The sequence below is a fragment of the Geomesophilobacter sediminis genome (assembly GCF_016458275.1).
Classification (GTDB): domain Bacteria; phylum Desulfobacterota; class Desulfuromonadia; order Geobacterales; family Geobacteraceae; genus Geomesophilobacter; species Geomesophilobacter sediminis.
In genome coordinates, this window is the sequence record NZ_JAEMHM010000010.1 from 218,110 (window position 1) to 244,953 (window position 26,844).

The following is a 26,844-nucleotide window of genomic DNA, read 5'->3' on the forward strand; positions in this document are numbered from 1 at the left end:
CGGGCGGGTCAGTGGGATTTCTTGAGGGTTTCGTCGTCGACCTTGCCCAGCCGGTTCAGCAGGGGGAACAGGGCCAGCACCACCCCGATCCCTCCAATGATGACGAAGCTCAGGACGAAGTCGATCGCGCTGATGAGCAGGGCGCCGTTCAGGTTGTCTTGGATAGGCATGAGATGTCCTCTTTGCAACGGCGGTCGCCGCCTCCGGCGGTTCGCGCCAGGAATGGCGCTCCCACCGGGTGATGGTGCGTTCTGCTTTAGGGGCAACCGTTGCCGGGCCTCGTCCATACACCCTTCGCAAGGGGAGGTTTCCGAGGCCGCTAGGTTTCCTCGATCTGGACCAGGGGGTGGCCTTCCTCGACCGCGTCCCCTTCGCGGGCCAGTACGTCCCGGACGGTGCCGGCGTACGGCGATACCACCGGGGTCTCCATCTTCATCGCGTCGAGGACCACGACTACCTGGTTGACCGCCACCGCGTCGCCGCGCTTGACCAGGCACTTGAACACGTGCCCCGGCATCGGACTGGTCACCACCTTTCCCCCCGGCTCGACCGGTACGGCCCGGGCCGTAGCGGGGCGCGGGACCGCCGCGAGCACCGGCGCGGCCGCGGCCTGCGGCACCGCCCCCGGCTGGGCTTCCGGCGCCGACTGACTCAGTACCTCCACCCCCACGTCATAGCTTCGTCCTTCCAAGGTGATCCTCAGCATTTTCATAAAGTACGGTTCCTTTCATCTCAGGCGATGGGTTTGCAGATCGGCCCGCCCCTGGGCGACCCAGCTCAGGTTCTTTGGGGGGTGCGCCCGGAAGGTCTCGATCCGTACCTGCGCGTCCAGGGCCTCACTGGCGGCAACGGTCAAAAGCACCACCAGTTCCTCGTCGCTCAGGCCTGGGTGGATGGTCGTTTGCGCCGGGGCCTCGGTCTCTTCCGGCAGCTCCGGCTTGGGCTCGGCGCCGGGATGGCGCAGGGCCTCGACCGCGCGGGTAAGCGCGGAAATGAGCTTGGACATGCGTCGTCTCCTTACAGGGGGATCAGGCCGTGCTTCTTGGGCGGACGCGATACCCGCTTGGTCAGCGCGATCCGCAGGGAGAGAGCGACCCGGGCCCGGGTCTCGGAAGGCTCGATCACGTCGGTCACCATGCCGCGGGAGGCCGCCTGGTAGGGGGTGGCAAATTTTTCCCGGTACAGCTGCACCAGCTCGGCTTCCCGGCTTGCATGGTCCTCCGCCGCCTCGATCTCTTTTTTGTAGATGATGCGGGCCGCGCTTTCCGCCCCCATCACCGCGATCTCGGCGCAGGGCCAGGCGAAGATGAAATCGGCGCCCATGTCCTTGGAACACATGGCGAGGTACGCCCCGCCGTAGGCCTTGCGCAGGATGACGGTGATCTTGGGGACGGTGGAGGCGGCGTAGGCAAAGAGCATCTTGGCCCCGTGGCGGATGATGCCGCCCCGCTCCTGGGCCAGCCCCGGCATGAAGCCCGGCACGTCCACCAGGCTCACGAGCGGCACGTTGAAGGCGTTGCAGAAGCGGATGAAACGGGCCGCCTTGTCGGAGCTGTCGATATCCAGGCAGCCGGCCTTGTAGGCGGGCTGGTTGGCGACGATCCCCACCACCATGCCGTGGATGCGGCCGAAACCGACCACGATGTTGCGGGCGAAGCTCGCCTGCACTTCGAGCCATTGGCCCGGGTCCAAAAGGCGCGCGAGCACTCCGTAGATGTCGAAGCCCACCCTCGGGTCGTCGGGAACGAGCTCGTTCATCCCCTGGTCCGGGACGATGGGAATCTCCTCGGGGATCAGGTGGGGGGGGTCCTGCATGTTGTTGGGGGGAAGGAAGCTGAGCAGCTGTTGGGCGATGCTCAAGGCATGCCGGTCGTCGTCGGCGACGAAATGGATGTTGCCGCTGACCGAGGCGTGCGCCTCGGCGGAGCCGAACTCCTCGATGGGGGCGACCTGACCGGTGGCGGCCTTGATCACTTCCGGTCCGCAGATGAACATGCTGGAGTGGGTACGGGTCTGGATGAGGAAGTCCATCAGGGCGGGGCTGTAGGCAGCGCCCCCGGCACAGGGTCCGGCGATGATGGCGATCTGGGGGACGACGCCGGAGGCGGCGACGTTGCGGAAAAAGACCTGGCCGTACCCGGAGAGGCTGTGGATCCCCTCCTGGATCCGGGCGCCGCCGGAGTCGTTGATGCCGACGATGGGGATCCCGGTTTCGCAGGCGATGTTCATGATGTCGCAGATCTTGCCGGCATGCATGTGTCCCAGGGCTCCGCCGCCCACCGTGAAATCCTGACTGAAGACGGCGACCGGCCGGCCATCGACGTTGCCGGTGCCGGTTACCACCGCATCGCCGGGCAGGTACTTGGAGGCGAATCCCGGCATGTGGCAGGCGTGGTTCACGTGCATCCCGAGTTCGCTGAAGGAGCCGGGATCAAAGAGAAGCTCCACCCGTTCCCGGGCACCCAGCCTTCCCTGGGCATGTCTTTTTTCTATCTTTTCCTTGCCGCCGCCAGCCAAAGCCGCCGCACGACGCCGGTGCAGTTCCTCAATCAGCTCTTCCCTGATTGCCATGCGGGCTCCTTGCTATGACAAAAGATTTTTTTCCCTGGCACAACGGGACATGCTTTTCTGATTCGAGTAACTATATAACAATAATTCTGACTAACAAGTCATGAACTGAAAGCAATGAACATTTGCTTTGATTGCCTCTGAGAGCTGAGTGGGGATTTCCTTTGTCTGTGCGGGGAAAGTCTGATGCAATGAAAGGGGGGGCAATGCCAGTGTTGGCGGGAGGCCGGTGGGCACGGGTGCCCACCCTGCGATCTGCATCTGCCCCTTGCCAAAGGGGGATCCCAGGACGGACCTTCTTTTGGGCGATATTGCGCAGCAAAAAAGGGGCGCAGCATGCTGCGCCCCCGGCTCCGTTTTTTACCCGTGCCGCCTTGGTGGGCGGCTTTTCCAGCGGTGGGACGGCTCTCACCCTTCAGCTGCCGCCACCTTGCGTGTCGTCCGGGACACTGGCGCGGGCGAAGGATCGGCACCTTTTGACGATGTCCGACCACCGGCGCCCCACCCCGGAATAGGGGACCTGCGTGGTGCGGATGGCATCCTTGCCGATGACGACCCACCCCTCGGCACGACAAAAGGCGGTGATCTCCCCTTCCTGGATCAAGAGGTCGATTTCCCGGGCAGGTGCCAGCTCGATTTTCCCATCGGTTCGGACAATTCGGACGAACATGCTATCCCCTCATCTCATTGCCGGAAAGCCTCTGTCAGAAAGTTACCATTAATTCTGTCAATGACAACCGCTGTTACGGCAATACGCTTTTTCAGAGGGAGCAGTGCCAGTCCCTTCCGCTCCTTGTTTCAGTAACCGGGAACGCCGAGACAGTCTTCGGCGCCCGCTCATTCACGGATGGCGACGGCGAGCCGCAGCAGGTGGGAGCTCAGCTTGATGTCGGCCCGGCGCGCCGCCTTCATGTTGATCTCGAAGGCGAGCCGGCCGTCCTTGGGCACCAGGCCGATCATCCCTCCCGCATCGGTAAAGTCCTTGATGTCGCTCACCGTCAGCACGGCTTCCGATTTGAGGCTGTTCAGGATCCGGGAGAGTTGCCCCTTCTCCGAAGCACAGATGAAGAGGATGTGGGAATCGCCGAGCTCCTCGATCCGGGAGATGAACCGGACCTGGGCCCGCCTCTTGTGGACGGTCCGGTCGGTCAAGGCGTCAAAGGCGCTCAGGTAACTGCTTTTACCCAGCACCGAGATGACCAGGGGGGTGCCGGCATCGGGGAAGGAGGCATGGGGCCACTCGGCGTACTGGGCGAAGTTCAAGAGGTAGGCGGACTTGACCTGCCCCTCAGTCAGCTTGGCCGGTGCCGCCGGGACGGAAACGGCGAGGCTGAAAAGGCACGCGAGCACCATGAAGGCGATCCGGGCCAATCGCCGCGGAATTACCGCTTTTCTCCCCGGTACCGCCGGCCGGCGACACGTTGAGGCGGGCGCCTCCGTGCGCCGGTTTTTTCCCCGGATGGGGCTGATCCACTTCATGCTCGCCCCATCAGAACTTCCAGGTCACTTTTCCGTAGACGCTGCGCTGGACGTCGGTCGGGAGGGTATTGATGAACTCGGGATTGAACTCCTGGTGGCGCCGCTGCAGCAGGTTCTGCCCCACCACGGAGAGTTCCAGCTTCGGGGTCGGCTTCCAGGCCAGGCGGGCGTCCATGGTCAGGTACCCGGAGATGACCGAGCCGTCGATGTAGGGGAGCTCGTCGACCCCGCGCAGCCAAAGATCCAGCTCCACGTTCTTGCCGAGGTCAAGCCCGGAGCGGAGCGAGAACTGGTGCCGCGGGCTGTCCCCTTCCGCGTCCCTTTTGTTGACGAGGTCGGTGCTCGGGGCATCCAGGAACATCTTGATCTTGAGGTAGCTGTACGAGGCATGCAGCCGCCACCAGGCAAACGGGGCCCATTCCGCAGCCACTTCCGCCCCGTAGGCGAAGCCATGCATGAGGTTGTCGAGGAGGTAGCGCTGGACCAGGTCGTTGTTGGCCGGCTCGAAAACGGGGAGCGCGGTCTCCGCCCTTAGCACGCGGAGCCGGTCGTAGACGTTGTAAAAAACGGTGCTGTCCAAGGTGAGATGCTGGCGCGGCTGGGTCCGGTACCCGAGCTCATAGGCGACCAGCGTCTCGGCGCGAAAATCCTTGTTCCCGTCGATCTCGGCCCGTAACGGGAACGGCGTCGTTCCAAAGACGGCGGGATCGTAGGTGTGGTAGCGGTAGACGATGTCGCTGTCACCGCGGGCTGGAGTTCGCACCGCCCGGGAAACGGCGGCCCAGACCGAGTCGGTCGGGGTCGGGGTCCACAGGAGGCGCCCGTTGGGCTGGAGCTCGAATCCGCTGTAGCTGTTGTGCTCGAAGCGGGTGCCGAGGATGACCGAGAACTTCTCGGGGACGATCTTGATCTCGTCGTGGATAAAGCCGCTGAAGAGGTTGGTGTCGCGGCTGGGGGGATCGAAGGAGATGGTGGCGGTTGCGCCGAGACGATCGCCGGCATAGCGGTACTCACCGCCCCAGATCAAATCCTGGCGCCCCGGCAGGGCGACCCGGTCCTGGAATTCCACATCGACGATCTCCTGGCGGTGCCCCAGGATGATCATGTTCCGTTCCGAATGGTCGTAGTAGAGCTGCAGGGAGAAGCCGTCGGTTTCGCCCAGGCTCCGGTTCCAGCGGAGCAGGAGGTCTCCCCCGCTCATTTGCGACTCGACGTTCGCGATCGTAGAGAGCGACGGGTCGGCGAGGGTCGGCAGCCGGTACAGCGTGTAGCGCTCGTTGGTGGTCCCGTTGTAATAGTCGCCGGAAACGGTGAAGGAATCGCGGGCGTTGGGCTGGGAATCGAGCCGGAAGCCGCCGCGGCTCGTCTGCCAGGAGTCGTGCGCCCGCGTTCCGTCCGAATAGACGGAGTCCGCGGTGTCCTGGTGCTTGGCGAACAGTCTGAGATGGGTGGTATCGCTGAGCGCGAAACCGTAGCGCGCGGTCACGAAATCGCGGGCCTCGGTGCCGCCGCCGGTGCTGACCATCCCGCCGTTGGTGTGTTCGGCGGACCTGGTGATGATGTTGATGACGCCGTTCACCGCATTGGCGCCCCAAAGGGCCGCTCCGGGGCCGCGGATCACCTCGATCCGGTCGATGTCCTCCAGCACCGTGTCCTGCATCTCCCAGTAGACCCCGGCAAAAAGCGGCGAATAAAGGCTGCGACCATCCATGAGTACCAGAAGCTTGTTGGCGAAACGGCCGTTCAATCCGCGGATGGAGATCGCCCACTTGTTGGCATCGATCCGCGCCACCTGGACCCCCGGGGCCATGCGCAGGACCTCGGCGATGCTGGTCGCGCCGGAGCGCCGGATGTCCTCGTGGGTGATGACGAAGACTGCGGCAGCGGCATCGGCGAGCGGCTGGGATTTCTTGGATACCGAGGTGATCTCGATCTTCATCAGATCCTCGAGCCCCAGGGAGAGGTAATCGGTCTGGTCTTCGGCCGGCACGGTCTCGGCGCGCGCCGCTTCCGGCAGGGCGGAAAGCCCCAGGAGGAACAGGGTGCAGGCCGCGACGCCCCGGACCGCGGCGAGAAGACGGCACGACGTGGCTGACGCCAAACTATTTGCCATGGGAGACTCCGCACTCATAACGTCATATGTTGCTGCCTTTTTTGCTTATCGACGCAATACTGCACAACATGAGGGCGCTTTTAAAAAATTTTCTTCCTCTCATCCTCCGGTACGGTGATTTCCCGTCCTGCCTACTCTCACAGCGCGTAGATCGAAACAGCTCTATCTCCAGCCGGTCCGTTTTTCCAAGGCAAAGACGTCCTTTGACGGAAACTCTGGTACATTAAGGTAATCTGGTGTATTACTGAGCGTTCCCCCCGGTACTCCGGAGATGAGGGAGAACACCACCGAAGTGAGGCAAATTGAGGTTCGGGTCGCTGTATCTCATGGTTTCTGTCGAGGCGGCATTGCTTGTCACATCCGTGGTCCAGTCAGAAAAGGAACAGTTATGAGCAAGCAAAGCCCGGCGTCCATTTCTTTTGATGCCATCCCGGTCCCGACCTTCATCGTTGACGATGACGTCCGCATCGCTTCCATGAACCAGGCAGCCCGCACATTTCTTGGGGGGCACGAAGAGCCGTTCCGCGACCGCCGCGGCGGCGAGGTCCTCAACTGCATCCGCGCCAAGCAGACGCCGGAGGGGTGCGGCAGCGCCACCTCCTGCGAATCCTGCTTGATCCGCGCTTCGGTGCGCAAAACCGTCGGCGGCGCCTCGGTCACCCGATCGAGGACCGTGGTCCAGGTAACCGAAGGGGATTCGGTGGCCGAGATGGAGCTTTTGATCACCACCAGCCCCTATTCCGAGGGGCAAGTGGTCCTGATGATCGAGGACATCACCGAGGTGGCGGCGCTCCGGGCGCTGGTACCGATCTGCATGGACTGCAAAAAGATCCGCAAGGACGACAACTTCTGGGACAGCATCGAGGAATACCTGGCGCAAAAGATCGGGGTGGACCTCTCGCACGGACTCTGTCCCACCTGTTTCGAGAAACGAGTACATGAAGCCAACGACACCGAAACTTAGAGCCCGCAAAAAGGCCCACGCCTGTTCGGGCACGGAGGTGAGCAAGCACCTCAAGTCGGGACTGCCGCTGTTCTATCTGAAGGCGGGAGAGCTGATTTTTTCCCGGGATGCGGCGCTGGTCTCCACCGTTCTCGGGTCATGCCTGTCCCTGATCATCTACTCGAACGAACCCCGTCTTTGGTCCATCTGCCACGTCCTGCTCCCCACCGGAAAGCTCGAGGAAGGGTTCAAGTACGTCGATTCCACCTTCGATTACATGGTCCGAACCGTCGAGGAATACGGCATCAGACTCTCCTCCTGCGAGGTCAAGCTTTTCGGGGGCGCAAACTCCCTGATGACGTCCGGTTCCGGCAGCGCGAAGTCGGTGGGGGAGAAAAACATCGCCCTCGCGCTGGAGAAACTGAAATCCTACGGGGTAAAGCCCGCCGCAATCGACGTCGGGGGCCCCTCCGGCCGCAAATTGTTCTTCAACACCCGAAACGGCGAGGTCTTCGTGCGCAAGATCGGCACGGCCAACTACCGCCCTCCCACCCCCTGAAGCACCGGCTCCGGTCCGGCCGCCCCCCGTACCCGGCACCTTCTCCCCAGCGGCGCATCTTTTGTCCGCACCAGCTCGATCCCAGAAATAGTTAAGGGCGCAGCATGCTGCGCCCCTACGGATGCCGAGGTCTTCCCCCCGGGATGCGGCGGTTCTCCTTCCGCCCAGCCGCGCCTAGCTCACCTTGAACTGGCGGACAATGCTTTGCAACTGCTCGGACATCGAGGACAGGCTGCGCGCCGCCTGGAAGGTCTCGCCCGCCCCCTGCGCCGTCTTTTGCACCACGACGGTGATGCTCTGCATGTTGGAGCTGATCTCCCCGGTCGTTGCCGTCTGCTCTTCCGCGGCGGTGGCGATCTGGTTCGCCTGCATGGTCACCGCATTGATCTGTTCCAGGATCTCCGCCAGTGCCCGCCCCGAACGCGCCGCTTCCCCGGTGCCCCGCTCGACCTCCCGGTTCCCCTCTTCCATGACCGACACCGCGTTTTGGGTCTCGCTCTGGATGGAGCGGATCATCTCCGAAATCTCCTTGGTGGCCCGGGTGGTCCGTTCCGCCAGGGCCCGCACCTCGTCGGCCACCACGGCGAAGCCGCGCCCCTGCTCACCGGCCCGGGCAGCTTCGATGGCGGCGTTCAGCGCGAGGAGGTTGGTCTGGTCCGCGATGTCCTCGATGGTCCCCACGATGGCACCGATCTGGTCCGACCGGGAGCCGAGCGACTCGACCGCCTGGGCGGCGCTGCGGACCCTGTCCGCGACCGACTCCATGACCGCGATGGTGGATTGGACCACGCCGGAACCCTCCTGCGCCGAGGCGTTGGCCCTGGCGGCCCCGTCGGCGGCGAGGTGGCAGTTGTTGGCGATGTCCGAGGAAGTGGCCGCCATCTCCTCGCCGGCGGTAGCCACGGTGCTCGCCTGGGCCACCACCTCTTCGGAGCCCTCGGCCATCTGTTGCGCGGTGGCCATGAGCTGCACCGAGGCGGAGGCGACCCGTTCGGCATCGTTGTTGAGTTCGAGCATGATCCGCTGCAGCTTCTCGGCAAAGCCATTGAAGTGAGCGCTGAGCTGCCCGAGTTCATCGGCGCCCCGGTATTCCACCCGGCGGCAGAGGTTTCCCTCCGTCATGTCGATGATCGAGGCGACGATCTCATCGAGCGGTTTTTTCACCGAGCCGGTGATGACCAGGGCAGTCGCGATGCTCAGTGCCAAAGCGGCGCAGCCAAAAACCGCCATCACCAGCATGGCGGTTCGCCCCACCCCTCGGGCGCTTTCCACCCGCAGGTGCGCCCGTTTTTCGTAGTAGGTGAGGAGGTCGTCGGCGCTTTTGGTGTATGCCGCGATGCAGCTCTCCCCTGATCCGCTCATGATCTCCCGGTACCGGGCGGCGTCGCCGGCCGCTGCCGCCTCGATAAGTTGCCGGTTCAGCTCGGTGCCGGCATCCAGACTGCTCTTGAGTGCTTGCACCAGCTTCTTTCCGTCCGGGGTGATGGTCTTCTTTTCGATGAACTCCAGGTTCTTCCGATATCCCTCCCGGTACTCCTCGATCCGGCCCTGCAGCTTGGCGCGCCCGGCGGGGTCGCCTTCCAGCATCAACGCCTTGATCGAATCGTCGATCTTTTTCAGGTTCAGCAGGAGGTTCGCGGCGTTGCCGCTGAGAACCCCGATCCGGTCAACGTTTTCGAGTTGCCCGCCGGAGTTGTAGATGCTGAAGATGCCGGTACCGATCACCGCCACCAGCAGCAGCGAAATCAGTCCGAACCCGATCATGAGCCGGGTCCCGATGGTGAAATTTTTCATTGCTCCCTCCAACATTTCGATTGTTTGCCGTGGTTGACTGCCCCGTCGAGCCAGGAAACGCAGGCGCTGAATCCACCAGCAAAGGCCAATTGGCTCCGGCATGGGCAACTGGTAAGACCACATCTGGAATCATCGGCGTATACCCGGGTAAGTTGAGCGATTTTTGCCTCATACGCTGCTTTTCTCCGCGAACGCACAAAGAATCGCCACCGCGCTCAAAGATTCCGGGAGGTTAAATAGTAACCCGGTCTACGACAATCGCTACGGTATTTACTCGACATTCGGCGCGAATTTCTGACATTGTCACCCACCGTCATGTCACAGCATATTTAATTATAAACTATCAATCAACTTCAATAACATTCTTCAGTAATAATCTAATGTAGTTATCTAATTCAGCGACTCATAGTCGCCTGCCTGACAGTAAGTCACGACGCTAAATTATTTTTATTTTATGTTTACTGCCTAAAGTATCGCGTTCCCATGCCGAATAATCCCTACGTATTGTCTCACGACCCATGCGGTTTTCTGGGGCGGCCTCCCCCTTACTCCAATGCCCCAGCCGGCCGGACCTAAAAATCGTCTGCAGGTTGAACATCAGGAAGGTCAAGAGGAGGATGTATGCGTTGGTTCAAAGACATGAGGATTGGTGGCAAGATCTTTTTCGTGGTGCTGGTGGTGCTTGGCCTGACCGCCATTCTCGGGGTCTTCTCCATCTACCAGCTCGGGCGGGTGAACGCCTCCACGGTCGACATTGCCACTAACTGGCTCCCCAGTGTCAAGACGCTGGGGCGGATGGAAGCCAACATGGGAGAAATCCGGCGCTCGGAACTGCAGTTCGTGCTTTCCGATTCGAAGGAGAACCTTGAGAAATATGCCAAGCGGCTGGAAACCCAGTTCGAGAGCATGAAGAAGACCCAGGCGGAGTACGAGAAGCTGATTTCCTCGCCGGAGGAGAAAAAGCTCTACGAGGAGTTCCTGGCCACCTGGAACAGCTACCTGGAAGTGAACAAGAAGATCATGCCCTTGGGCTGGCAGAACAAGGACCGGGAGTGCAAGGAGCTGATCCGAGGCGACTCCTCCAAGTTTTTCAACACCGCGGTCGAGGTGATCCACAAAGACATCGCCCTCAACGACAAGGGTTCGGACGATGCGTGCAAAAAGGCGGCGGTCATCTTCAGCAGTTCCCGCACCCTGATCATCTCGGTCCTCGTCTGTGCCATGCTCGCCGGTGCGCTTTTGGCCTTCTTCGTGGGACGCATCATCAACCACGCGTTGAACAACGGAGTAAATGCCGCCCGGCGCCTGGCCCAGGGGGACCTGTCGGTGGTCATCGAGGAGGCCGGCAAGGACGAGGCCGGGCAGCTCCTGACGGCGATGCAGACCATGATCGAAAGCATCAAGGCGCTCGTGGCCGACACGGTCTATCTTTCCAACGCGGCCATTGATGGGAGGCTGGAGGTCCGGGCCGATAGCGCAAAGCACCAGGGTGCCTACCGGGAAGTGATCCAGGGGATCAACGGGACGCTGGACGCGGTGATCGGCCCCCTCAAGGTCGCCGCCCGGTACGTGGAGCAGATCTCGAAGGGGGACATGCCCCCGCTCATCCAGGAGGAATACCGCGGCGATTTCAACGAGATCAAGACCAACCTCAACCTTTTGATCCGGTCGACCAACGACATCACCGCGGCGGCCACGGAGGTCGCTTCGGGCAACCTGACCGTCCAGCTCAAGGAGCGCTCGCCAAACGACGAGATGATGCGTTCGCTGTCGCAGATGGTGGCCAAGCTCTCCAGCGTGGTGCGCGAAGTCAAGGTTGCCGCGGACAACGTCGCGGCCGGCAGCCAGCAGATGTCCTCGGGGGCCGAGGAGCTCTCGCAGGGGTCGACCGAGCAGGCCTCGGCAGCGGAGGAGGCCTCCTCGGCCATGGAGGAGATGTCCGCCAATATCCGCCAAAATGCCGACAACGCGCACCAGACCGAGAAAATCGCGGTCAAGGCCGCGGCCGATGCCCAGGATGGGGGTAAATCGGTAACCCAGACCGTTGCCGCCATGAAGGAGATCGCCGGGAAAATCTCGATCATCGAAGAGATCGCCCGGCAGACCAACCTCCTCGCCCTCAACGCCGCCATCGAAGCGGCCCGCGCCGGGGAACACGGCAAAGGGTTCGCCGTGGTGGCCAGCGAAGTGCGCAAGCTTGCCGAGCGTTCCCAGCGAGCCGCCGCGGAAATCTCCGAACTCTCCTCCTCGAGCGTCGAGGTGGCCGAGACGGCGGGGGCTATGCTCAACAGGATGCTCCCGGATATCCAAAGGACCGCGGAGCTCGTGCAGGAGATCTCAGCGGCGAGCCGGGAACAAGATGCCGGAGCGGAACAGATCAACAAGGCGATCCAGCAGCTGGACCAGGTGATCCAGCAGAATGCCTCGGCAGCGGAGGAGATGTCTTCCACTGCGGAAGAGCTGGCCTCGCAGGCAGAACTGCTGCAGGCGACGATCGGGTTCTTCAATACCGGCGAGGCCACCAGGACTGAGTACCGCAAAGAGCACAAGATGCGTCAATCCCGGCCCAAGCTGCCGGGCCAGGGGAGACCGAAATCTTCGGCAGAGCCCGCGTCTCCCGAAACCGGAACCGAGATCACCATGAATCAGGACGAGCTGTTCGAGCGGTTCTGAATGAAGCCGGGGATATGTCGACGGTCGGCATATCCCCGGATCCGCACCGCGAAGTGCACCGTGGCCGGTAACGCCCCACCCTTTGAGCTTCCCGCCGCACTAAACCCCGCCGGTCTCACGCAAGCCTCCAGCCCAGGGGGAAGATCCCGGCCCGACCACCCCTTTTTCCCTGTTCCCGCTCTTTCATCACTTCCCCGCAGCATTCAAAACACCATTCCAGAAACGTAAAGATTTTTTTGAGCCTTAAGGTTCGCCTAAGCTTCATCGTTTATCTTCCACGCCACCGGATTCTCAGCACCCGGAATCAGGCCCTATAACACGGTTATGTTTCTTTGGTTTCACGGACGTTCAACTCACTCGAGACAAGGTGCCGTGGCGCCGGCCGCTGTTTTAACCGTCCCCAGGTGGGGGCTTGCTACCTGCAGCTGGAAAGATTGCGCTGCCGGAATCACTCCGAGCCGGCAGACCAGAGGTCCGACGGCCAAAAGTCCGCAGCAAAAGGGGGGGCCAAGTACAACGTCGTTTAGTAGCGCCAGATCAGCTGTTCAATTCAACCGATCATCAGGGAGGGAACACACACAATGAAGAAAGCGTTAGGTTTTATCGCCGCATCACTTTGCGTGGCCGCGCCGGCCATGGCCGACAGTACGCAGCCCAACACCGACTTCAACCCGTCCGGGGACGTCTCCCCGGGGGTGTACGGAAAGATGTCCTACCCGGTCACCAGCAAATTCAAGCTCTCCATCGGCGGTTACGTCAAGCTCGACTACGCCTACAACACCGAGAACTTCGGTGCCACCGGCATCATCTCCCCGGGCTCCGGCGCCGCTCCTTCCGCGAAACTCGGCAACAACGTCACCGACCAGTCCGTGTTCGGCGTCAACCAGTCCCGTATCTGGTTCAAGGCCGACGGTCCCACCCTCCTCGGGGCGAAGACCACTGGCTACCTCGAAGGGGATTTCTACGGCGGGAGCGCGGCTGCCACCGAGAGCCCCATTTTCAGGATGCGTCATGCCTACGGTGCCGCGGACTGGACCAACACCCAGGTCCTCTTCGGTCAGTACTGGGATATGTTCGCCCCGATGATCGCCAACACCCAGGACTTCCGTTGCGGTTCCCCCTACGGCGCACCGAACTCCCCGCGCATCCCGCAGATCAGGATGACCCAGAGGTATAACCTCGACTCCGATCAGCAGGTGAAACTGGTGGTCGGCATCCAGGATCCGGCGCAGACCGGTGACAACAACACCGCTACCGGCGGCTACGGCCCCAACGCCAACTACGCGCTCCAGGCCTTCTACAGCAACAAGACCCTGGGTACCGCCCCGGGCTACTTCGGCCAGGCCATGAACCCGCTGACCGTCGGCCTCTTCGGCCTCTACGGCTCGGAGAAATCCCCGGGCGACAACGGCAAGGCCCTCGATACCTACGGCTACGGCGCCTACGCCTTCGTACCGGTCATCGGCTCCAAAAACGGGATCAACGGCCGCGCCATGACCATGTCCCTGGAGGCGCAGACCTACATCGCCGCCAACCAGGCCTTCAACGGCTCGACCGAGGCCAACGTGCTCGGCAAACCGGCCGGAACGATCGGTTCCAACGGCCCCCTGGGCACCGCCACCACCGAGACCCAGACCCCGGCGAAGAACTGGGCGGCCACCGCTCAGATCATCTTCTACCCGACCCAGAACCTCGGCCTGACCGGCGGCTGGGGCCGCCGTAGCGCCCTGAGCCAGGACGACTACAAGGCAAACGGCGCGGTTTACCAGCGCTACACCCAGGAGGCGTACGCCAACGCCGCCTACGACTTCAACGCCGCAATCCGGGTCGCCGCCGAGTACCAGAACTTCCACACCGTGTACGGCAACGCCGCAACCGCTACCAAGCGCGCCGAGGGGACCGACAACACCTACCGCCTCGCCGCTTACTACTTCTTCTAAGCTCGAAATACCACGACTGCGACCAACAGTAAGTTGGATCTTGTGATTTGGGGGGAGGGGTCCCCCCTTTTTTTTTGTGCGCGCGCCGGCGCCGGAGACGATCCGGCATCCTCCCGGCAGCGGCCCGCGAATTTTTTTCCGGCCTTAAGGTTCAATTAATTCTGGTGCGGTATCTCTGGCTCACGTTAAAGAGCGGCGATGGAACGAACCGGGTATCCGGCGCTCCACGATTCCATTCGGGTCGCAACGACCCACCACCAAGGAAAAGAGGGACCCACCATGAAAAAGACCATCCTGACACTGGTTGTTTCGGCAGCGCTTGTCGCCTCCGCAGTCACCGCGTTTGCCGCGGACCAAGGTAAGGACGCCTGCCTGCTCAACTCGGAAAACTGCTCCTCCCGGAGCCTGAGCATCACCGAGATCATCGCCCGCCTGAAGACGGAGATCGGCAAGGGGAGCTCGGTCTATACGGCCGACGAGCTCAGGGTCCTGAACGGCAAACTGTCCGAGTACCAGAACTTCCTGGAAAAGATGCAGGAAAGCTAGAAGATCGCGCAGCCGCGCCCCCGGCGCAGTCAACACATGAAAAGGAGCACCCCATGAAGAAGAAAGCCGTCGTCATCGCCGTATTTGCCCTTGCCCTCGCCGCCCCGCTGGCCGCCTTTGCCGCCGAAGACAGCGGCAAGGACCTCTGCCTGCTCAACTCGGACAACTGCCCCAACCGTCAGATGGACATCCTCCAGATCATCGCCAAGCTGAAGTCGGAGATCGGGAAAGGGACCCGGATCTACACTCCGGACGAGCTCAACATCCTGAACGGCAAGCTGGCAAGCTACGAGTACGACCTCGACCAGCTGCAGAAGAACTAGGGCAGCGGGAACCGGCACCGGCGCCCTGGCATCGGCCATCGGCGGTGCAACGGCAGAACCTTCCTCTTAAACAAAAACGTATTTCCCGAAGCCTCCCTGCCGGTCCGAGCCGACGGGGGGGCTTCTCAGTGAGGGCTCGCGGCACAACGCTCCGGCAAAGACCGGTGCGGCCGACCGCGCCCCTCGATCCCCTTGCCAACCAAAGGCAAAGGTGGAATCATGTCGGTCTTCTACCGTTTCCGGGCCGAAGCTGCAGCAGGCCCGGCCATCCCTTCCCCCGCCAACGGGGGTGCCGCCAGAGCGTCACAACGGGCCGCTACGGCAGCGGAGGAAATAAGTGCGGTTACTACTTGTCGAAGACGACCGGATGTTCGGGGAAGCGTTGCAGCAGAACCTGCGTCTGGACGGATTCACCGTGGACTGGGTACAGACGGCGGAAGACGCCGAAGTCGCCCTGTCCACCGCAGAATACGCCGTCATGCTCCTCGACCTGGGGCTTCCCGCCAAAAGCGGATTCGATCTTCTGAGCGAGATCCGGGCCCAGAACAACCCCCAGCCGATCATCGTCATCACGGCCCGGGACGCGCGCCGGGACCGGATCCGCGGGCTCGACTACGGGGCGGACGACTACCAGGTGAAGCCCTTTGACTCCGACGAGCTCGCGGCGCGCATCCGGGCGGTCGCCCGCCGCAGCGTGGGGAGGTTCTCCTCCCTGCTCGCCCACGGGCCGGTCACCATGCGGCACGACACCCACGAGGTGACCTGCCACGGCAAGCCGGTCACCCTCACCGCCAAAGAGTTCGCCATCCTGGCGGCACTCATGGAAAAACCGGGGGCGATCCTTTCCCAGGCATCCCTGGAAGACCGGCTCTACGGCTGGGGGGACGAGGTGGCCTCCAACGCGGTCGAGGTGCACATCCACAACCTGAGGAAGAAACTGGGGAAGGAATTCATCCGCACCGTGCGGGGGATCGGATACAAGATCGGAGACAACCTATGAAATCGATTCGAGGCCTGCTTTTCACGGCGCTTCTGACCGGGCTCATCGCCGCGGTCGCTCTTACCGGCATGAGCGTCTACCTCCGGGTCCTCCACGAGCTGGACGTGGTGTTCGACTACCAGCTGAAAGAGGTCGCCTACGCGGCCACCATGGCCCACCCGGACCAGCTCTTGCTCCCGCTTCCCTCCGACTCGGCCAGCTACGAGCGGGAGGCGCGCCTGGCGGTGCAGATCTGGAAGGGGGACCAGCTGGTCTACGCCTCGAATCCGAAACGCCCGATCCCCAAGCAGAGACAGGGGTTGACGACCCTGTACCTCGACGACCGGCAGCCGGTGATGGGGTGGCGGGTCTACACCCTTTATTCCAAAGACAAGATGATCCAGGTTTCCCAGCCGCTGGAGGCCCGCCGCGAGGTGGGGATCGGCATGGCGTGGCGGTCGGTCCGTCCCCTGATCGTGGCGGCCGGATTCCTGGTGGTCCTGGTGCTGGTCTCGGTCAGCTACGGCCTGCGGGGCCTCAAACGGGTCGCCTCCGACATCTCCTCCCGCTCCGCCACCTCGCTCGACCCGATCGAGGAGGCCGGACTCCCCCGCGAGGTCGTCCCCCTGGTGCACCGGATCAACGACCTCCTGAACCACCTGGGGCACGCCTTCGACGCCCAACACCGTTTCATCGCCGATGCCGCCCACGAGCTGCGCACCCCGCTCGCGGTAATCCAGCTGCAGGCGCAGTTTCTGGAGCGGAACACCGACGAGAAGGAGCGCGCCGAGGCCCACCGGCAGCTCAAAGGCGGGGTCCGCAGGGCCTCGCACATGGTCGGGCAGCTCCTCGCCCTGGCCCGTCTGGAGCCCGAGATGGGGGGGAGCGCCGATGAGCACCTCTCCCTGGACGACGAGGCGGGGGAAGTGGTCTTCGACCTGAAACCGCTTGCCGAGGCGAACGGGGTGAATCTCGCGCTCGACACCGACACCGCCTGGATGATCGGCGATCCGGAGGCGCTGCGGGCCCTCATCTACAACCTGGTCGACAACGCCATCCGCTACACCCCCGCCGGAGGCACGGTTGCCGTCACCGTGCGCCCCTCCGGAGTGAACGCCCTGCTCCAGGTAACCGATACCGGCCCCGGCATCCCCCCCGCAGAACGGGAGCGGGTCTTCGAACGCTTCTACCGCCTCCCCGGCACCTCCGCCGGCGGCAGCGGCCTGGGGCTGGCCATCGTCAAGTCCGCCCTGGACAAATTGAACGGAACCATCGCTCTCTCCGCCGGCGAACACGGAAACGGGCTCAAGGTGACGGTTTCCCTCCCCCGCGCCGGGGAGGAACCCACCGAAGCGCCGGAATCCGGCTGATCCCACGCACCGGCCGATGCCTCCCGCATCGGCCGGCACTCTCCAACCAGACAACCCACACAGAACCAAGTCGGAGTGACAAAGCATGTTTTTGGACCGGAAAAAACTCCTCGGGCCGAAGTGCGTCCTGACCACCGGTGCCGCGGCACTGATCGCCGGAGCGCTCCTGTTCGCCCTGAAGTCGGGGAAACCGGCCGCCCAGCGGCCAGGCGCCGACAACCAGGCGGTATCGGTAGCCGTCGCCAAGGTCGACGTGGAAGACCTCAACGACGAAGTGAACCTGACCGCGGACCTCAAGCCCAACCAGGAAGTGGAAGTGATGGCCAAGGTGGCGGGCTACGTGAAGGCGATCTACGTCGACATCGGCAGCCAGGTCCACAAGGGGCAGCTTCTGGCCGAGCTGGAAGTCCCCGAGCTCGCCGACGACCTGACCCGCGCCAAGGCGGCGCTCAAGCGGACCGAAGCCGAGGCCGAGCGCGCCAAAAGCGAGCTGAACCGGGCCCAGTCCGCCTACAACATCGCGCGGCTCTCCTATTCGCGCCTCTCCAATGTGGCGTCCCAGCGGCCGGGGCTCGTGGCACAGCAGGAACTGGACGACGTGAAGAGCAGGGAACTTGCCGCCGAGGCCCAGGTCGCCTCGGCGCAGTCGAGCCTCGCGGCGGCCCACGAGCAGATCCAGGAAAACCAGGCGGCGCTCGCCAAGATCCGGACCATCATCGACTATTCCCGGGTGACCGCCCCGTTCGACGGCGTGGTCACCAAGCGCTACGCCGATACCGGTTCCATGATCCAGGCCGGCACCGCCTCGCAGACCCAGGCGATGCCGGTGGTCCGGCTCTCCCAGCTCAACCTGCTCCGGATCACGGTGCCGGTCCCGGAACCGGACGTCCCGGTGGTCCGCGTCGGCGGGGACGTCCAGGTGAACGTCCCGACCGTGAAGCGGCTCTTCCCTGGCAAGGTGGCCCGATTTGCCGACAAGGTAAACGAAAGCACCCGCACCATGAACACCGAGATCGACGTCCCCAACGACGGCCACCTCCTGGTCCCCGGCATGTTCGCCGAGGTGAAGCTGAGCCTGGGGCGGCGCCGCGGGGTGCTTACCGTGCCGGTGGCGGCGGTGGATGTGGCCAAGGAGAAGGATGCGGCCGGCGGCGCCGGGAACGGGTCCGCCGCCGAGCGGGTCGGCACCGTGCTGGTGGTCTCCCCCGACAACCACCTCCGGCTGCAGCAGGTGCGGATCGGTCTGGAGACCGCCACCCGGGTGGAGATCCTCTCGGGGCTCAACCAGGGTGAGTTGGTGGTGGTCGGAGGGCGCTCGTCGCTGCAACCGGGCCAGGCGGTGCTCCCCAAGCTGACCGCTCTCGGCGCCGGCAAGGCCTGAGGGAGGATTACCGACCATGTCCCGCTTCGCGATCCGTAATCCCTATTTCATCGTCGTCGTCTGTCTCATCGTGCTCGTGGTGGGGGCGAACAGCCTCAACCGGATGCCGGTGGACATGTTCCCCTCCATGAACATCCCGGTGGTCGTGGTGGCCACCTTCTACTCCGGCATGGCGCCGGAGCAGATCGAAACCGACATCACCAGCAGCTTCGAGCGCTTCTTCACCCTGGCGAGCGGGGTGGAGCACATCGAGTCCCGCTCGCTGGCCGGCGTCAGCGTCATCAAGGTCTACTTCCAGCCCGGATCGAACCCGGACTCGGCGGTCACCTCGATCTCGAACCTCGCCATGGCGCAGCTGCGCCGCCTCCCGCCGGGGACCCTCCCCCCGGTCGTGCTGAAGTTCGACGCCTCCAGCCTCCCGGTCTGCCTGGTCACCCTCAAGGGGGAGGGGCTCAACGAGACCGCGCTGCGCGACCTGGCCCAGTTCCAGGTGCGTAACCAGATCGCCGGGGTCCCCGGTGCGAGCGTCCCGCCGCCGTTTGGCGGCAAGTACCGGCAGATCATGGTCTACACCGACCCGCACCAGCTCGAGGCCCACCAGCTAAGCCCGATGGACGTGGTCCGCTCCATCAACGAGTCCAACCTGATCCTCCCCTCGGGTGACGCCCAGATCGGCCCGCTCGATTACAACATCTACGCGAACAGCCAGCTCGACACCATGGACCAGATCCAGAACCTCCCGATCAAGATGGTCGGGCAGGCGCCGGTGCGGGTCGGCGACGTCGCCCGGGTGGAGGACGGCCACCAGATCCAGACCAACGTGGTCCGGGTGGACGGGCAGCGCTCGGTCTACCTCCCGGTCATGAAGCAGGGGGGGGACACCAACACCATCGCCGTGGTCGACGGGATCAAGTCGGCGCTCACCCGCCTCTTCGACGTCCCCAGAAACCTGGTCAGCAAGGTAGTCTTCGACCAGTCGGAGTTCGTGAAGACCGCCATCGAAACCCTGATCCACGAGGGGACCCTCGGCCTCATCCTCACCTCGGTGATGATCCTGGTCTTTCTGGGGAGCATGCGCGCCACCGTGGCGGTCTTCTTCTCCATTCCGCTGTCCGCCCTGGCCACCTTCATCGCCCTGCAGATGGGGGGAGGCTCCATCAACTCCATGGTGCTCGGCGGGCTCGCGCTGGTCTTTTCCCGGCTGATCGACAACTCGGTCGTCGTGCTGGAGAACATCTACCGGCACCTGGAGGAGGGTGAGAGCCCGGAAGAGGCCGCGGAAAACGGCGGCCGGGAGGTGGCCCTGCCGGTCCTCGCCGCGACGCTCACCACCGCGGTGGTCTTCTTCCCGGTCACCTTCCTCTACGGGGTGAGCAAGTTCCTCTTCTCGGCCCTGGCGCTCGCCGTCGTCCTCGCCCTGGTCGCCTCCTACGTGGTGGCGCTCACCGTGGTGCCGCTTTTCTGCGCCCGCTTCATCAAGGCCCCCTCCCACCACGGCACCCCCTCTACCGAGATCCCGGTCATGGTGGAGGTGAAGGAACAGCACGAAACCTGGGGCGAGCGGTTCAACATCTGGTTCAACGACCGGTTCGAGAGCTTCCTCAAGGGGTACGACCGGATGGTGGGGGTCGCCCTGCGCCGTCCCTGGGCCGTGCTGGGGGGCTTCGCCGCGCTGTTCGCCCTCTCCCTGGCGCTCTTCCCGCTGATGGGGCTCTCCTTTTTCCCCCGCACCGACGCCGGCCAGTTCGTGATCAACCTCAAGGCCCCCTCCGGCACCCGGCTCACCCTGACCGAGGAGGAGGTCGCCAAGGTGGAGGCGCTGATCCGCAAGGAGGTCGCCCCCGAAGAGCTGGGGATGATCGTCTCCAACATCGGGGCCGCCGCCGACTTCTCCGCGATCTACACCCCCAACTCCACGGTCCACACCGCCTTCGTGCAGGTGAGCCTGAAACCGGAACACAAGACCAGCAGTTTCGAGTACATGGACCGGATCAAGAAGAAGATCGGGACCGAGCTCCCCGAACTCACGAGCTACTTCCAGTCGGGGAGCCTCACCGACGCGGTGCTGAACATGGGGATGCCCGCGCCGATCGACGTGCAGGTGGCCGGCTCCAACCAGGCCGACGCCTTCAAGACCGCACAGCAGCTCGCCGCCAAGATCCGGCAGCTCCCCAACGTAGCCGACGTCTACGTCCCGCAGGACCTCGACTATCCCGCCCTCAGGATGGACGTGGACCGGACCCGGGCGAGCCAGCTCGGTCTGAACCAGCGGGAGGTGGTGGATAACGTCATCACCGCGCTCACCTCCAACTCCATGATCAGCCCGAGCTTCTGGATGGACCCCAAGACCGGCAACGACTACATGCTCACGGTGCAGTACCCGGAAAACGAGATCAAGTCGATCGCCGACCTCTCGGCCATTCCGCTCAAGGCCCCCGGGAGCGCCGAGTCGACCCGGCTCGACATGATCAGCTCCCTCACCCGGACCACCTCCCCCACCGAGGTGGACCACTACCAGCTGCGCCGCACCATCGACATCTACGTCCGGACCCAGCACGAGGACCTGGGCCGGGTCGCCGGCGCCATCGACGGGATCATCGCCCAGACCAGGATCCCCCACGGGCTGAACGTGGCTTTGCGCGGCAGCGTGCAGGGGATGCGGGCCTCGTTCCAGAGCTTTGCCGGGGGCCTCGCGCTGGCGCTGCTTTTGGTCTACCTCATCCTGGTGGCGCAGTTCCGCTCGTTCGTCGACCCGTTCATCATCCTGATCGCGGTCCCACCCGCCGTTACCGGGGTCATCGCCACCCTGCTTTTGAGCGGGACCACCCTGAACGTCATGTCGCTCATGGGGGTGGTCATGCTGGTGGGGATCGCCGTCTCCAACTCGATCCTGATCGTCGAGTTCATCCGGCACCTGCGCGAGCAGGGGACCGAACTCGGCGAGGCGGTGGTGGTCGCCTGCCGGGTCCGGCTCCGGCCGGTCCTGATGACCTCGCTGGCGACCATCATCGGGCTTTTGCCGATGGCCCTGAAACTGGGGGCGGGGAGCGAGGCCTACGCGCCGCTGGCCCGCGCCATCCTCGGGGGGCTGACCGCCTCGGTCGCGCTCACCGTCTTTTTGGTCCCGGTCGCCTACCTGGTCATTCACCGCCCGCGCACCGCAACCGTTGCGGCGCCGGAGCCGGAGGTTTCCCAACATGCTTAAACGCTTCATAGTGCTGGCGGCAGCGCTGCTCCCCCTTTTGCATACCACGCCCCTTAGGGCCGAGCCGAAACTCTCCCTGAACCTCGCCAAAACCAAGGAGATGGCGCTGCAGAACAACCCGGTCCTGAGCGCCGCGCTTTTGAACGTGGCCGCCGCACTGCAGGTCCCGACCGAGTACCGGGCCGCCTACCTCCCCACCGTCCAGGGGAACGTGACCGGCGTCCTGGCCGACTCCGGGAGCCGTCTCGCCGCCGGCGGGCTCAACAACCCGGTCCTCTACGACCGCGTGGCCGCCGGGCTCTCGGTGAACCAGCTGGTTACCGACTTCGGGCGGACCCGTGAGCTCATCGACATGGCGAAACTGCGCGCCGACGCCCAGAAGGCCTCGGCAGAACAGACCCGGGCCGACGTCCTTCTGGTGGCCGGGCAGGCCTATTTCGACGTGCTCCGGGCCCAGGCCGTACTCCGGGTGGCCCGAAAGACCGTGGCCGCCCGCCAGTACCTGGTGGACCAGGTCACCGCCCTGGCGGAGAACAAGCTGAAGACCGACCTGGACGTGAGCTTCGCCAACGTGAACCTGGGAGACGCCAACGTGCTCCTGGTGCAGGCGGAGAACGGGTTCAAGGCGGCCCAGGCCCAGCTCGCCGCGGTCCTCGGACTTCCCGGCGACACCGCCTTCACCCTCGCCGAGGAGCCGATGCCCCCCCCCTCGACCGACCAGACCGACGCGCTCATCCGCCGGGCCCTGGAGCACCGTCCCGAGTTGAAGCGCCTGCGGCTGGAGGTGGCGGCGGACGAAAAGTTCGTAGACGCGGAACATGCCCTCAAGTACCCGACGCTGGGGATCGCCGGCGCCGCCGGGGTGGTCCCCTTCGGGCAATCGCAGGTCCAGGACCGCTACGGCGCGATCGGATTCAACCTGAACGTCCCCATCTTCAACGGCGGGCTCTTCAAGGCCCGGGAGGAAAAGGCGCGCCTGGAGGCCCAGGCGTCGCAGCAGCACCTCGACGAGGAGGCGATCAAACTCGCCCGGGACGTCCGGCTCGCTTGGCTGGACGAAAAGACCGCCTACGATAGGGTCGCCCTGAGCGAAAAGATCCTGAAGCAGGCCCAGATCGCCTTCGATCTTGCCCTGAGCCGGTACAACCTGGGGTTGAGCTCCATCGTGGAACTCAGCCAGTCCCAACTGAACCTCACCACCGCCCAGATCGCCTTTGCCAGCGCCAAGTACGACTTCCAGATCAAGCGGCTGAACGTGGCATACCAGACCGGGGAGCTCGGCTGAGCCACCCGTGGGGCACCCCGGTCGCTCCCGGCCCAAGAGGCGGCGCCGGATCTTGCGGGGGCTGCCCCTCAAAAAACAAAAAGGGCCACCGCTCCGCGCGATGGCCCTTTTTCCTTTTCCCCCTGAACGCCCCGTCTCTCAATCCCCCCCGGTCTGCCGGGGGGGCGGGACGACCTGGATCTTCGTGCCGTAGCGGTCCAATTCCGGGCCGGAAAGGCTCTCGTGCCACCTCTGGTACTCCTGGTACTGCTTTTCGGCGCATTCGGGGCAGATGCCGTGGCTGATCAGGGCGTCGGAGTGCTCGGTCAGGTAGGTCTCCAGCCGTTCCCACGCCTGCTCCTCGCTGCGCATTTTCTTGCAGAACGAGCAGATGGAGATGATCCCCTCCAGCCGTTTCACCCGGGCCAGCGCCGCCGCCAGTTCCTCGTTTTGCCGCTGCATCGCATCGGCGGAGCGTTTGGTCTCATCGTGCAGCATCGTCTCGACGCGGCTTCGGTAGATGGAGCGTGCCGATACCGCGCTGATCAGGGTAAAGGCCCCCAAAAAGAGCCCCGCGACGGCGATTTCCTTGCGCAAGGGAGCCAGGTAGTCGGCAGGGGAGACCGTGGCGAAGACGTACAACGGATACTTGGCCGTCCTGCGGAAGGTTACCGTCCGCTCCTTGTTATCGCGCGCAAAAACCGTGTGGTAGGTCGCGGTGACCGGATGGGTACCGATCATCTCCTTGGTTTTCCGGGAGATCACGTTGGAGCCGATCTGGCTGGCCGGTTCCTTCCCCTTGGGGTGCAGGGCGATCAGGCGGTTATCCAGGTCGCGGATGCCGATCGCGCCGTGCCTGCCGACTTCCAGCCGGGACAGGATCGTGTCGAAATAGCCGATCTCGAAGACCCCGAAGACGATTCCGGCAAACGCCCCTTCGCGATCGTTGATGCGCTGGGCGAGGGTGATGTTCCAGCGCCCGGTCCGTCGCCCCTGGAGGAGCGCCGACATGACGTGATGTCGCTCCGGGTGGTCGCGGAGCTGGCGGAAGTAGTCCCGGTCGGCGATGTTCAGATGCTCGCCGGGGTGGACGTCCTTTCCGTAGCGGAGGTTTCCCGCCGCATCGGCGACGATGATGCCGAAGAGCTCCGGGAACTGGGCGGCCTGCTGCTGGATATAGGGATCGAGGCTCCCGCTCCCGGTGGTTCCCCGGGTAAGCTCCCTTTCCGTTTCCCGGGCAACCGCGTTCAGGCCGATGTTGATCTTGTCGAAGATGCCATCGAGGCTGGTCTCCATCAGCTTCGCCATGTTCTGGGTGGTGATCTCCGCGAGTCTCTCGTAATGCTGCCGGCTGTTGTGGAGTGAGTAGCCGGCGATCGTATAGACAAAGAGATTGATCAGTATGGTCCCGACGACGAGCTTTATGGCAACGTCATCTCCCTGCAGCGGTCCACCCCTTTGTTTGGCCACGGCGTTCTCCAGATAGCAGCAGGATTGACTACCGGCTCTAAGAGTATAGCCTTCGCTGCATCATAAACAACGGATACTGCGCAAGTATTTGGCGCCAGGCTCTGTCGGTTGGCCGGTTTTTCTGACTGTTTACTTTCCCCGAGACGCCGGCCTCCTCCAGCGCCTCTGTCATCCAGGCCATTTCCTATGACAGCTTTGGTGCCACGCAGACACCGGCTGATCGCGCCCGGAAGGGCGCTCCCACAGAGTGCGTGGTTTCTCACCATATAAAAAGGGCTTCCTCGTCGGGAAGCCCTCTTGTTGTTTTGCCCTGAAGCGCAGATGTTCCGGCAAATACCCCCGTTTTCGGTCCCTTACCGCCGAAAACAGCCGTTTTTCACTCCGACCCGGCACAAAAGCGCGATCACCGCCACCGCAAACCACACCAGGACCGTAACCGCCACCACGAATTTCATATCCACCTCCACCCAGCCCGCAACGCCTCGGTTTCCCCCGGCCCGACCTGCGGTAGCTTACTTTTTCTCCTCCAAGGGACCGCGCAACTCGTAAGGCCAGGCCAAAATCCCCCCGTCCAGGAACTTCGCCTTCTCGTAACCGGCAGAGGAGAGGATCCGCTGGGCCTCGTAGCCGCGCAGGCTGATCTTGCAGAAGGCGATGATCTCCTTGTCGCGCGGGAGCTCCCCGAGCCGGTCGCGCAGAGCCCCCAGCGGAACGAGCTTCGCCCCCACGATCCCCACCTCGTTATGCTCGGCGGGGGAGCGGACGTCGAGGAGGATGAAGTCTTCCTCCTCCTCGAATTTCCGTTTCACCTCCTGCGGGGTTATCCCCCGCGCCTCACCGGCGAGCTTGTTCTTGAGGATGTCGGCGGCCACGATGAGATTGTCCATGGCCGGGGCGTAGGGGGGCGCGTAGGCAAGATCCAGCTGGGCCATCTGTTCCGCGGTGGCACCGAAGCTGATCGCGACAGCGGCCGCATCCAGGCGCTTGTCGACCGCCCCTTCGCCGGCGGCCTGCACCCCCAGGATCCTCCCGCTCCCTTTTTCGGCGACCAGCTTGAGCAGGATCGGTTTGGCTCCGGGAAAGAAATGGGCCCGGTCCGGCGCCGGCGAGAGCACCGTCTCGACGTCAAATCCGGCCCGGCGCGCTTCGGCCTCGGTGAGGCCGGCCTTGCCGACGTTGAGGTTGAAGACCTTGACAATGGTGGTGCCGATGACACCGCCGAAGGTTGCCGCCCCGCCGGCGGCGTTGATCCCGGCCACCCGTCCCTGCTTGTTGGCGGTGCTCCCCAGCGGAAGGTATACCTTCTGACCGGTCACCAGGTGGGTCGTCTCGCAGCAGTCGCCGCAGGCAAAGACGTCGGGATCATTGGTGCAAAGCCTGGCGTCGACCGCCACCGCGCCGGTCGGTCCGATCCCGATGCCGGCCTCGCACGCGAGCGCCACGTTCGGCGTCACCCCCGGCGCCAATACCACCAGGTCGGCCGGAAGCTCGCGGGGCCCCATGACGACCCGTTCGACCCGCTGCGCGCCGGCAAACCCGGTCACCGCCGTACCGGTCCGCACCTCCACCCCCTGCTGACGGAGCTGCTTTTGCACCAGGTTCGCCACCTCTGGATCGAGCACCCCCGGCAAAAGCTGATCCCGCATCTCGACCAGGGTCACCCGCATCCCGCGTTGCCGCAGGGCTTCCGCCGTTTCCAGCCCGATCAGGCCGCCCCCCACGATGCAGGCCGCCCCTCCCGGCACCGCCCGCTCCTTGAGGAGCTCGGCATCCTCGATCTTCTTGACGGTCAGGATTCCGGGGAGGTCGACGTTCTCCAGCCGCGGCACCAGCGGCGTGCTCCCCGTGGCGAGGATCAGCTTGTCGTAGGGGAGCTCGGAGAGCTCGCCGCTGGCAAGGTTGCGCAGCCCGAGGCGCTTGGCGCCCCGGTCGATCCGGATCACTTCGGTCCCGGTAAGGACCGCGACCCCCTTGACCTTCTGGAAAAAACCATGGTCCCGGACGACACCGGCCATGGTGCTCATCAGCTCCTTCACCCCTCCCACCGCGTCGGAGACGAAGTAGGGGATGCCGCATGCCCCGTAGGAAATGAAACGGCCCCGGTCGATCATCGTGATCTCCGCCTGCGCGTTGAGGCGTTTTGCCTTCGAGGCCGCCTTGGCGCCCGCGGCATTGGCACCGATGACCACAATCCGCATCTTCATGTCGCCTCCTTTTCGGTGCGGGGCGTACGCCGG

Annotated in this window: 21 protein-coding genes; 11 read left to right on the top strand and 10 right to left on the bottom strand. The window is 63.9% G+C overall.

Features of this window, described 5'->3' with window-relative positions:
• Positions 1-8: 8 nt before the first annotated feature.
• From JFN93_RS13740 to JFN93_RS13770, 7 genes are all read right to left on the bottom strand, one after another.
• On the bottom strand, positions 9-170 hold the full coding sequence (locus JFN93_RS13740; protein ID WP_199384664.1) for a hypothetical protein: 162 nt from the start codon (positions 168-170) through the stop codon (positions 9-11).
• Positions 171-319: 149 nt separating this feature from the next.
• The gene (locus JFN93_RS13745) at positions 320-712 is read right to left on the bottom strand and encodes a biotin/lipoyl-containing protein (RefSeq protein WP_199384665.1); all 393 of its coding nucleotides are present in this window, start codon (positions 710-712) and stop codon (positions 320-322) included.
• A 15-nt stretch (positions 713-727) separates the two neighbouring features.
• The gene (locus tag JFN93_RS13750; RefSeq protein ID WP_199384666.1) at positions 728-1,006 is read right to left on the bottom strand and encodes a hypothetical protein; all 279 of its coding nucleotides are present in this window, start codon (positions 1,004-1,006) and stop codon (positions 728-730) included.
• Positions 1,007-1,017: 11 nt separating this feature from the next.
• Complete coding sequence (locus tag JFN93_RS13755) at positions 1,018-2,571, bottom strand: acyl-CoA carboxylase subunit beta (protein ID WP_199384667.1); 1,554 nt, start codon at positions 2,569-2,571, stop codon at positions 1,018-1,020.
• 412 nt (positions 2,572-2,983) lie between these two features.
• Entirely contained in the window at positions 2,984-3,238 is a 255-nt protein-coding gene (locus JFN93_RS13760) for a GSU3473 family protein (RefSeq protein WP_199384668.1), read from the bottom strand.
• Positions 3,239-3,405: 167 nt separating this feature from the next.
• Positions 3,406-3,921 (bottom strand): YfiR family protein, encoded by a 516-nt coding sequence (locus JFN93_RS13765; protein WP_199384669.1) that lies wholly within the window; start codon positions 3,919-3,921, stop codon positions 3,406-3,408.
• A 136-nt stretch (positions 3,922-4,057) separates the two neighbouring features.
• Complete coding sequence (locus JFN93_RS13770; RefSeq protein WP_199384670.1) at positions 4,058-6,160, bottom strand: TonB-dependent receptor plug domain-containing protein; 2,103 nt, start codon at positions 6,158-6,160, stop codon at positions 4,058-4,060.
• A 388-nt stretch (positions 6,161-6,548) separates the two neighbouring features.
• Here JFN93_RS13770 and JFN93_RS13775 point away from each other — a divergent pair, with 388 nt between their 5' ends.
• Both JFN93_RS13775 and JFN93_RS13780 read left to right on the top strand, forming a co-directional pair.
• Positions 6,549-7,124, top strand: a complete 576-nt coding sequence (locus JFN93_RS13775; RefSeq protein WP_199384671.1) for a PAS domain-containing protein — start codon at positions 6,549-6,551, stop codon at positions 7,122-7,124.
• The gene (locus tag JFN93_RS13780; protein ID WP_199384672.1) at positions 7,099-7,662 is read left to right on the top strand and encodes a chemotaxis protein CheD; all 564 of its coding nucleotides are present in this window, start codon (positions 7,099-7,101) and stop codon (positions 7,660-7,662) included. The genes JFN93_RS13775 and JFN93_RS13780 overlap by 26 nt, the downstream gene beginning before the upstream one ends.
• Before the next feature lie 174 nt (positions 7,663-7,836).
• Here the strand turns inward: JFN93_RS13780 and JFN93_RS13785 are convergent, their stop codons facing one another.
• Complete coding sequence (locus JFN93_RS13785; RefSeq protein ID WP_199384673.1) at positions 7,837-9,456, bottom strand: methyl-accepting chemotaxis protein; 1,620 nt, start codon at positions 9,454-9,456, stop codon at positions 7,837-7,839.
• A 621-nt stretch (positions 9,457-10,077) separates the two neighbouring features.
• Here JFN93_RS13785 and JFN93_RS13790 point away from each other — a divergent pair.
• From JFN93_RS13790 to JFN93_RS13830, 9 genes are all read left to right on the top strand, one after another.
• Positions 10,078-12,129: a HAMP domain-containing methyl-accepting chemotaxis protein gene (locus tag JFN93_RS13790; protein ID WP_199384674.1), complete on the top strand. Its 2,052-nt coding sequence runs from the start codon at positions 10,078-10,080 to the stop codon at positions 12,127-12,129.
• Between the two features lie 581 nt (positions 12,130-12,710).
• Positions 12,711-14,069 carry a hypothetical protein gene (locus JFN93_RS13795; RefSeq protein WP_199384675.1) on the top strand — a complete coding sequence of 453 codons (1,359 nt, stop codon included), beginning with the start codon at positions 12,711-12,713 and terminating at the stop codon, positions 14,067-14,069.
• 279 nt (positions 14,070-14,348) lie between these two features.
• A complete protein-coding gene (locus JFN93_RS13800; RefSeq protein WP_199384676.1) occupies positions 14,349-14,615 on the top strand; it encodes a hypothetical protein in 267 nt (88 codons plus the stop codon).
• Positions 14,616-14,668: 53 nt separating this feature from the next.
• Entirely contained in the window at positions 14,669-14,938 is a 270-nt protein-coding gene (locus JFN93_RS13805) for a hypothetical protein (RefSeq protein ID WP_199384677.1), read from the top strand.
• Positions 14,939-15,275: 337 nt separating this feature from the next.
• On the top strand, positions 15,276-15,938 hold the full coding sequence (locus tag JFN93_RS25960; RefSeq protein ID WP_199384678.1) for a response regulator: 663 nt from the start codon (positions 15,276-15,278) through the stop codon (positions 15,936-15,938).
• Positions 15,935-17,287 carry a sensor histidine kinase gene (locus JFN93_RS13815; RefSeq protein ID WP_199384679.1) on the top strand — a complete coding sequence of 451 codons (1,353 nt, stop codon included), beginning with the start codon at positions 15,935-15,937 and terminating at the stop codon, positions 17,285-17,287. The genes JFN93_RS25960 and JFN93_RS13815 overlap by 4 nt, the downstream gene beginning before the upstream one ends.
• Before the next feature lie 85 nt (positions 17,288-17,372).
• A complete protein-coding gene (locus JFN93_RS13820) occupies positions 17,373-18,668 on the top strand; it encodes an efflux RND transporter periplasmic adaptor subunit (protein ID WP_199384680.1) in 1,296 nt (431 codons plus the stop codon).
• Positions 18,669-18,684: 16 nt separating this feature from the next.
• A complete protein-coding gene (locus tag JFN93_RS13825) occupies positions 18,685-21,873 on the top strand; it encodes an efflux RND transporter permease subunit (protein ID WP_199384681.1) in 3,189 nt (1,062 codons plus the stop codon).
• Entirely contained in the window at positions 21,866-23,158 is a 1,293-nt protein-coding gene (locus tag JFN93_RS13830; RefSeq protein WP_199384682.1) for a TolC family protein, read from the top strand. The genes JFN93_RS13825 and JFN93_RS13830 overlap by 8 nt, the downstream gene beginning before the upstream one ends.
• A 138-nt stretch (positions 23,159-23,296) precedes the next feature.
• On the opposite strand, the gene JFN93_RS13835 is transcribed toward JFN93_RS13830, so the two are convergent.
• On the bottom strand, positions 23,297-24,607 hold the full coding sequence (locus JFN93_RS13835) for a PDC sensor domain-containing protein (RefSeq protein WP_199384683.1): 1,311 nt from the start codon (positions 24,605-24,607) through the stop codon (positions 23,297-23,299).
• 512 nt (positions 24,608-25,119) lie between these two features.
• Positions 25,120-26,811 carry an FAD-dependent oxidoreductase gene (locus tag JFN93_RS13840; RefSeq protein ID WP_199384684.1) on the bottom strand — a complete coding sequence of 564 codons (1,692 nt, stop codon included), beginning with the start codon at positions 26,809-26,811 and terminating at the stop codon, positions 25,120-25,122.
• Between the last annotated feature and the right edge of the window lie 33 nt (positions 26,812-26,844).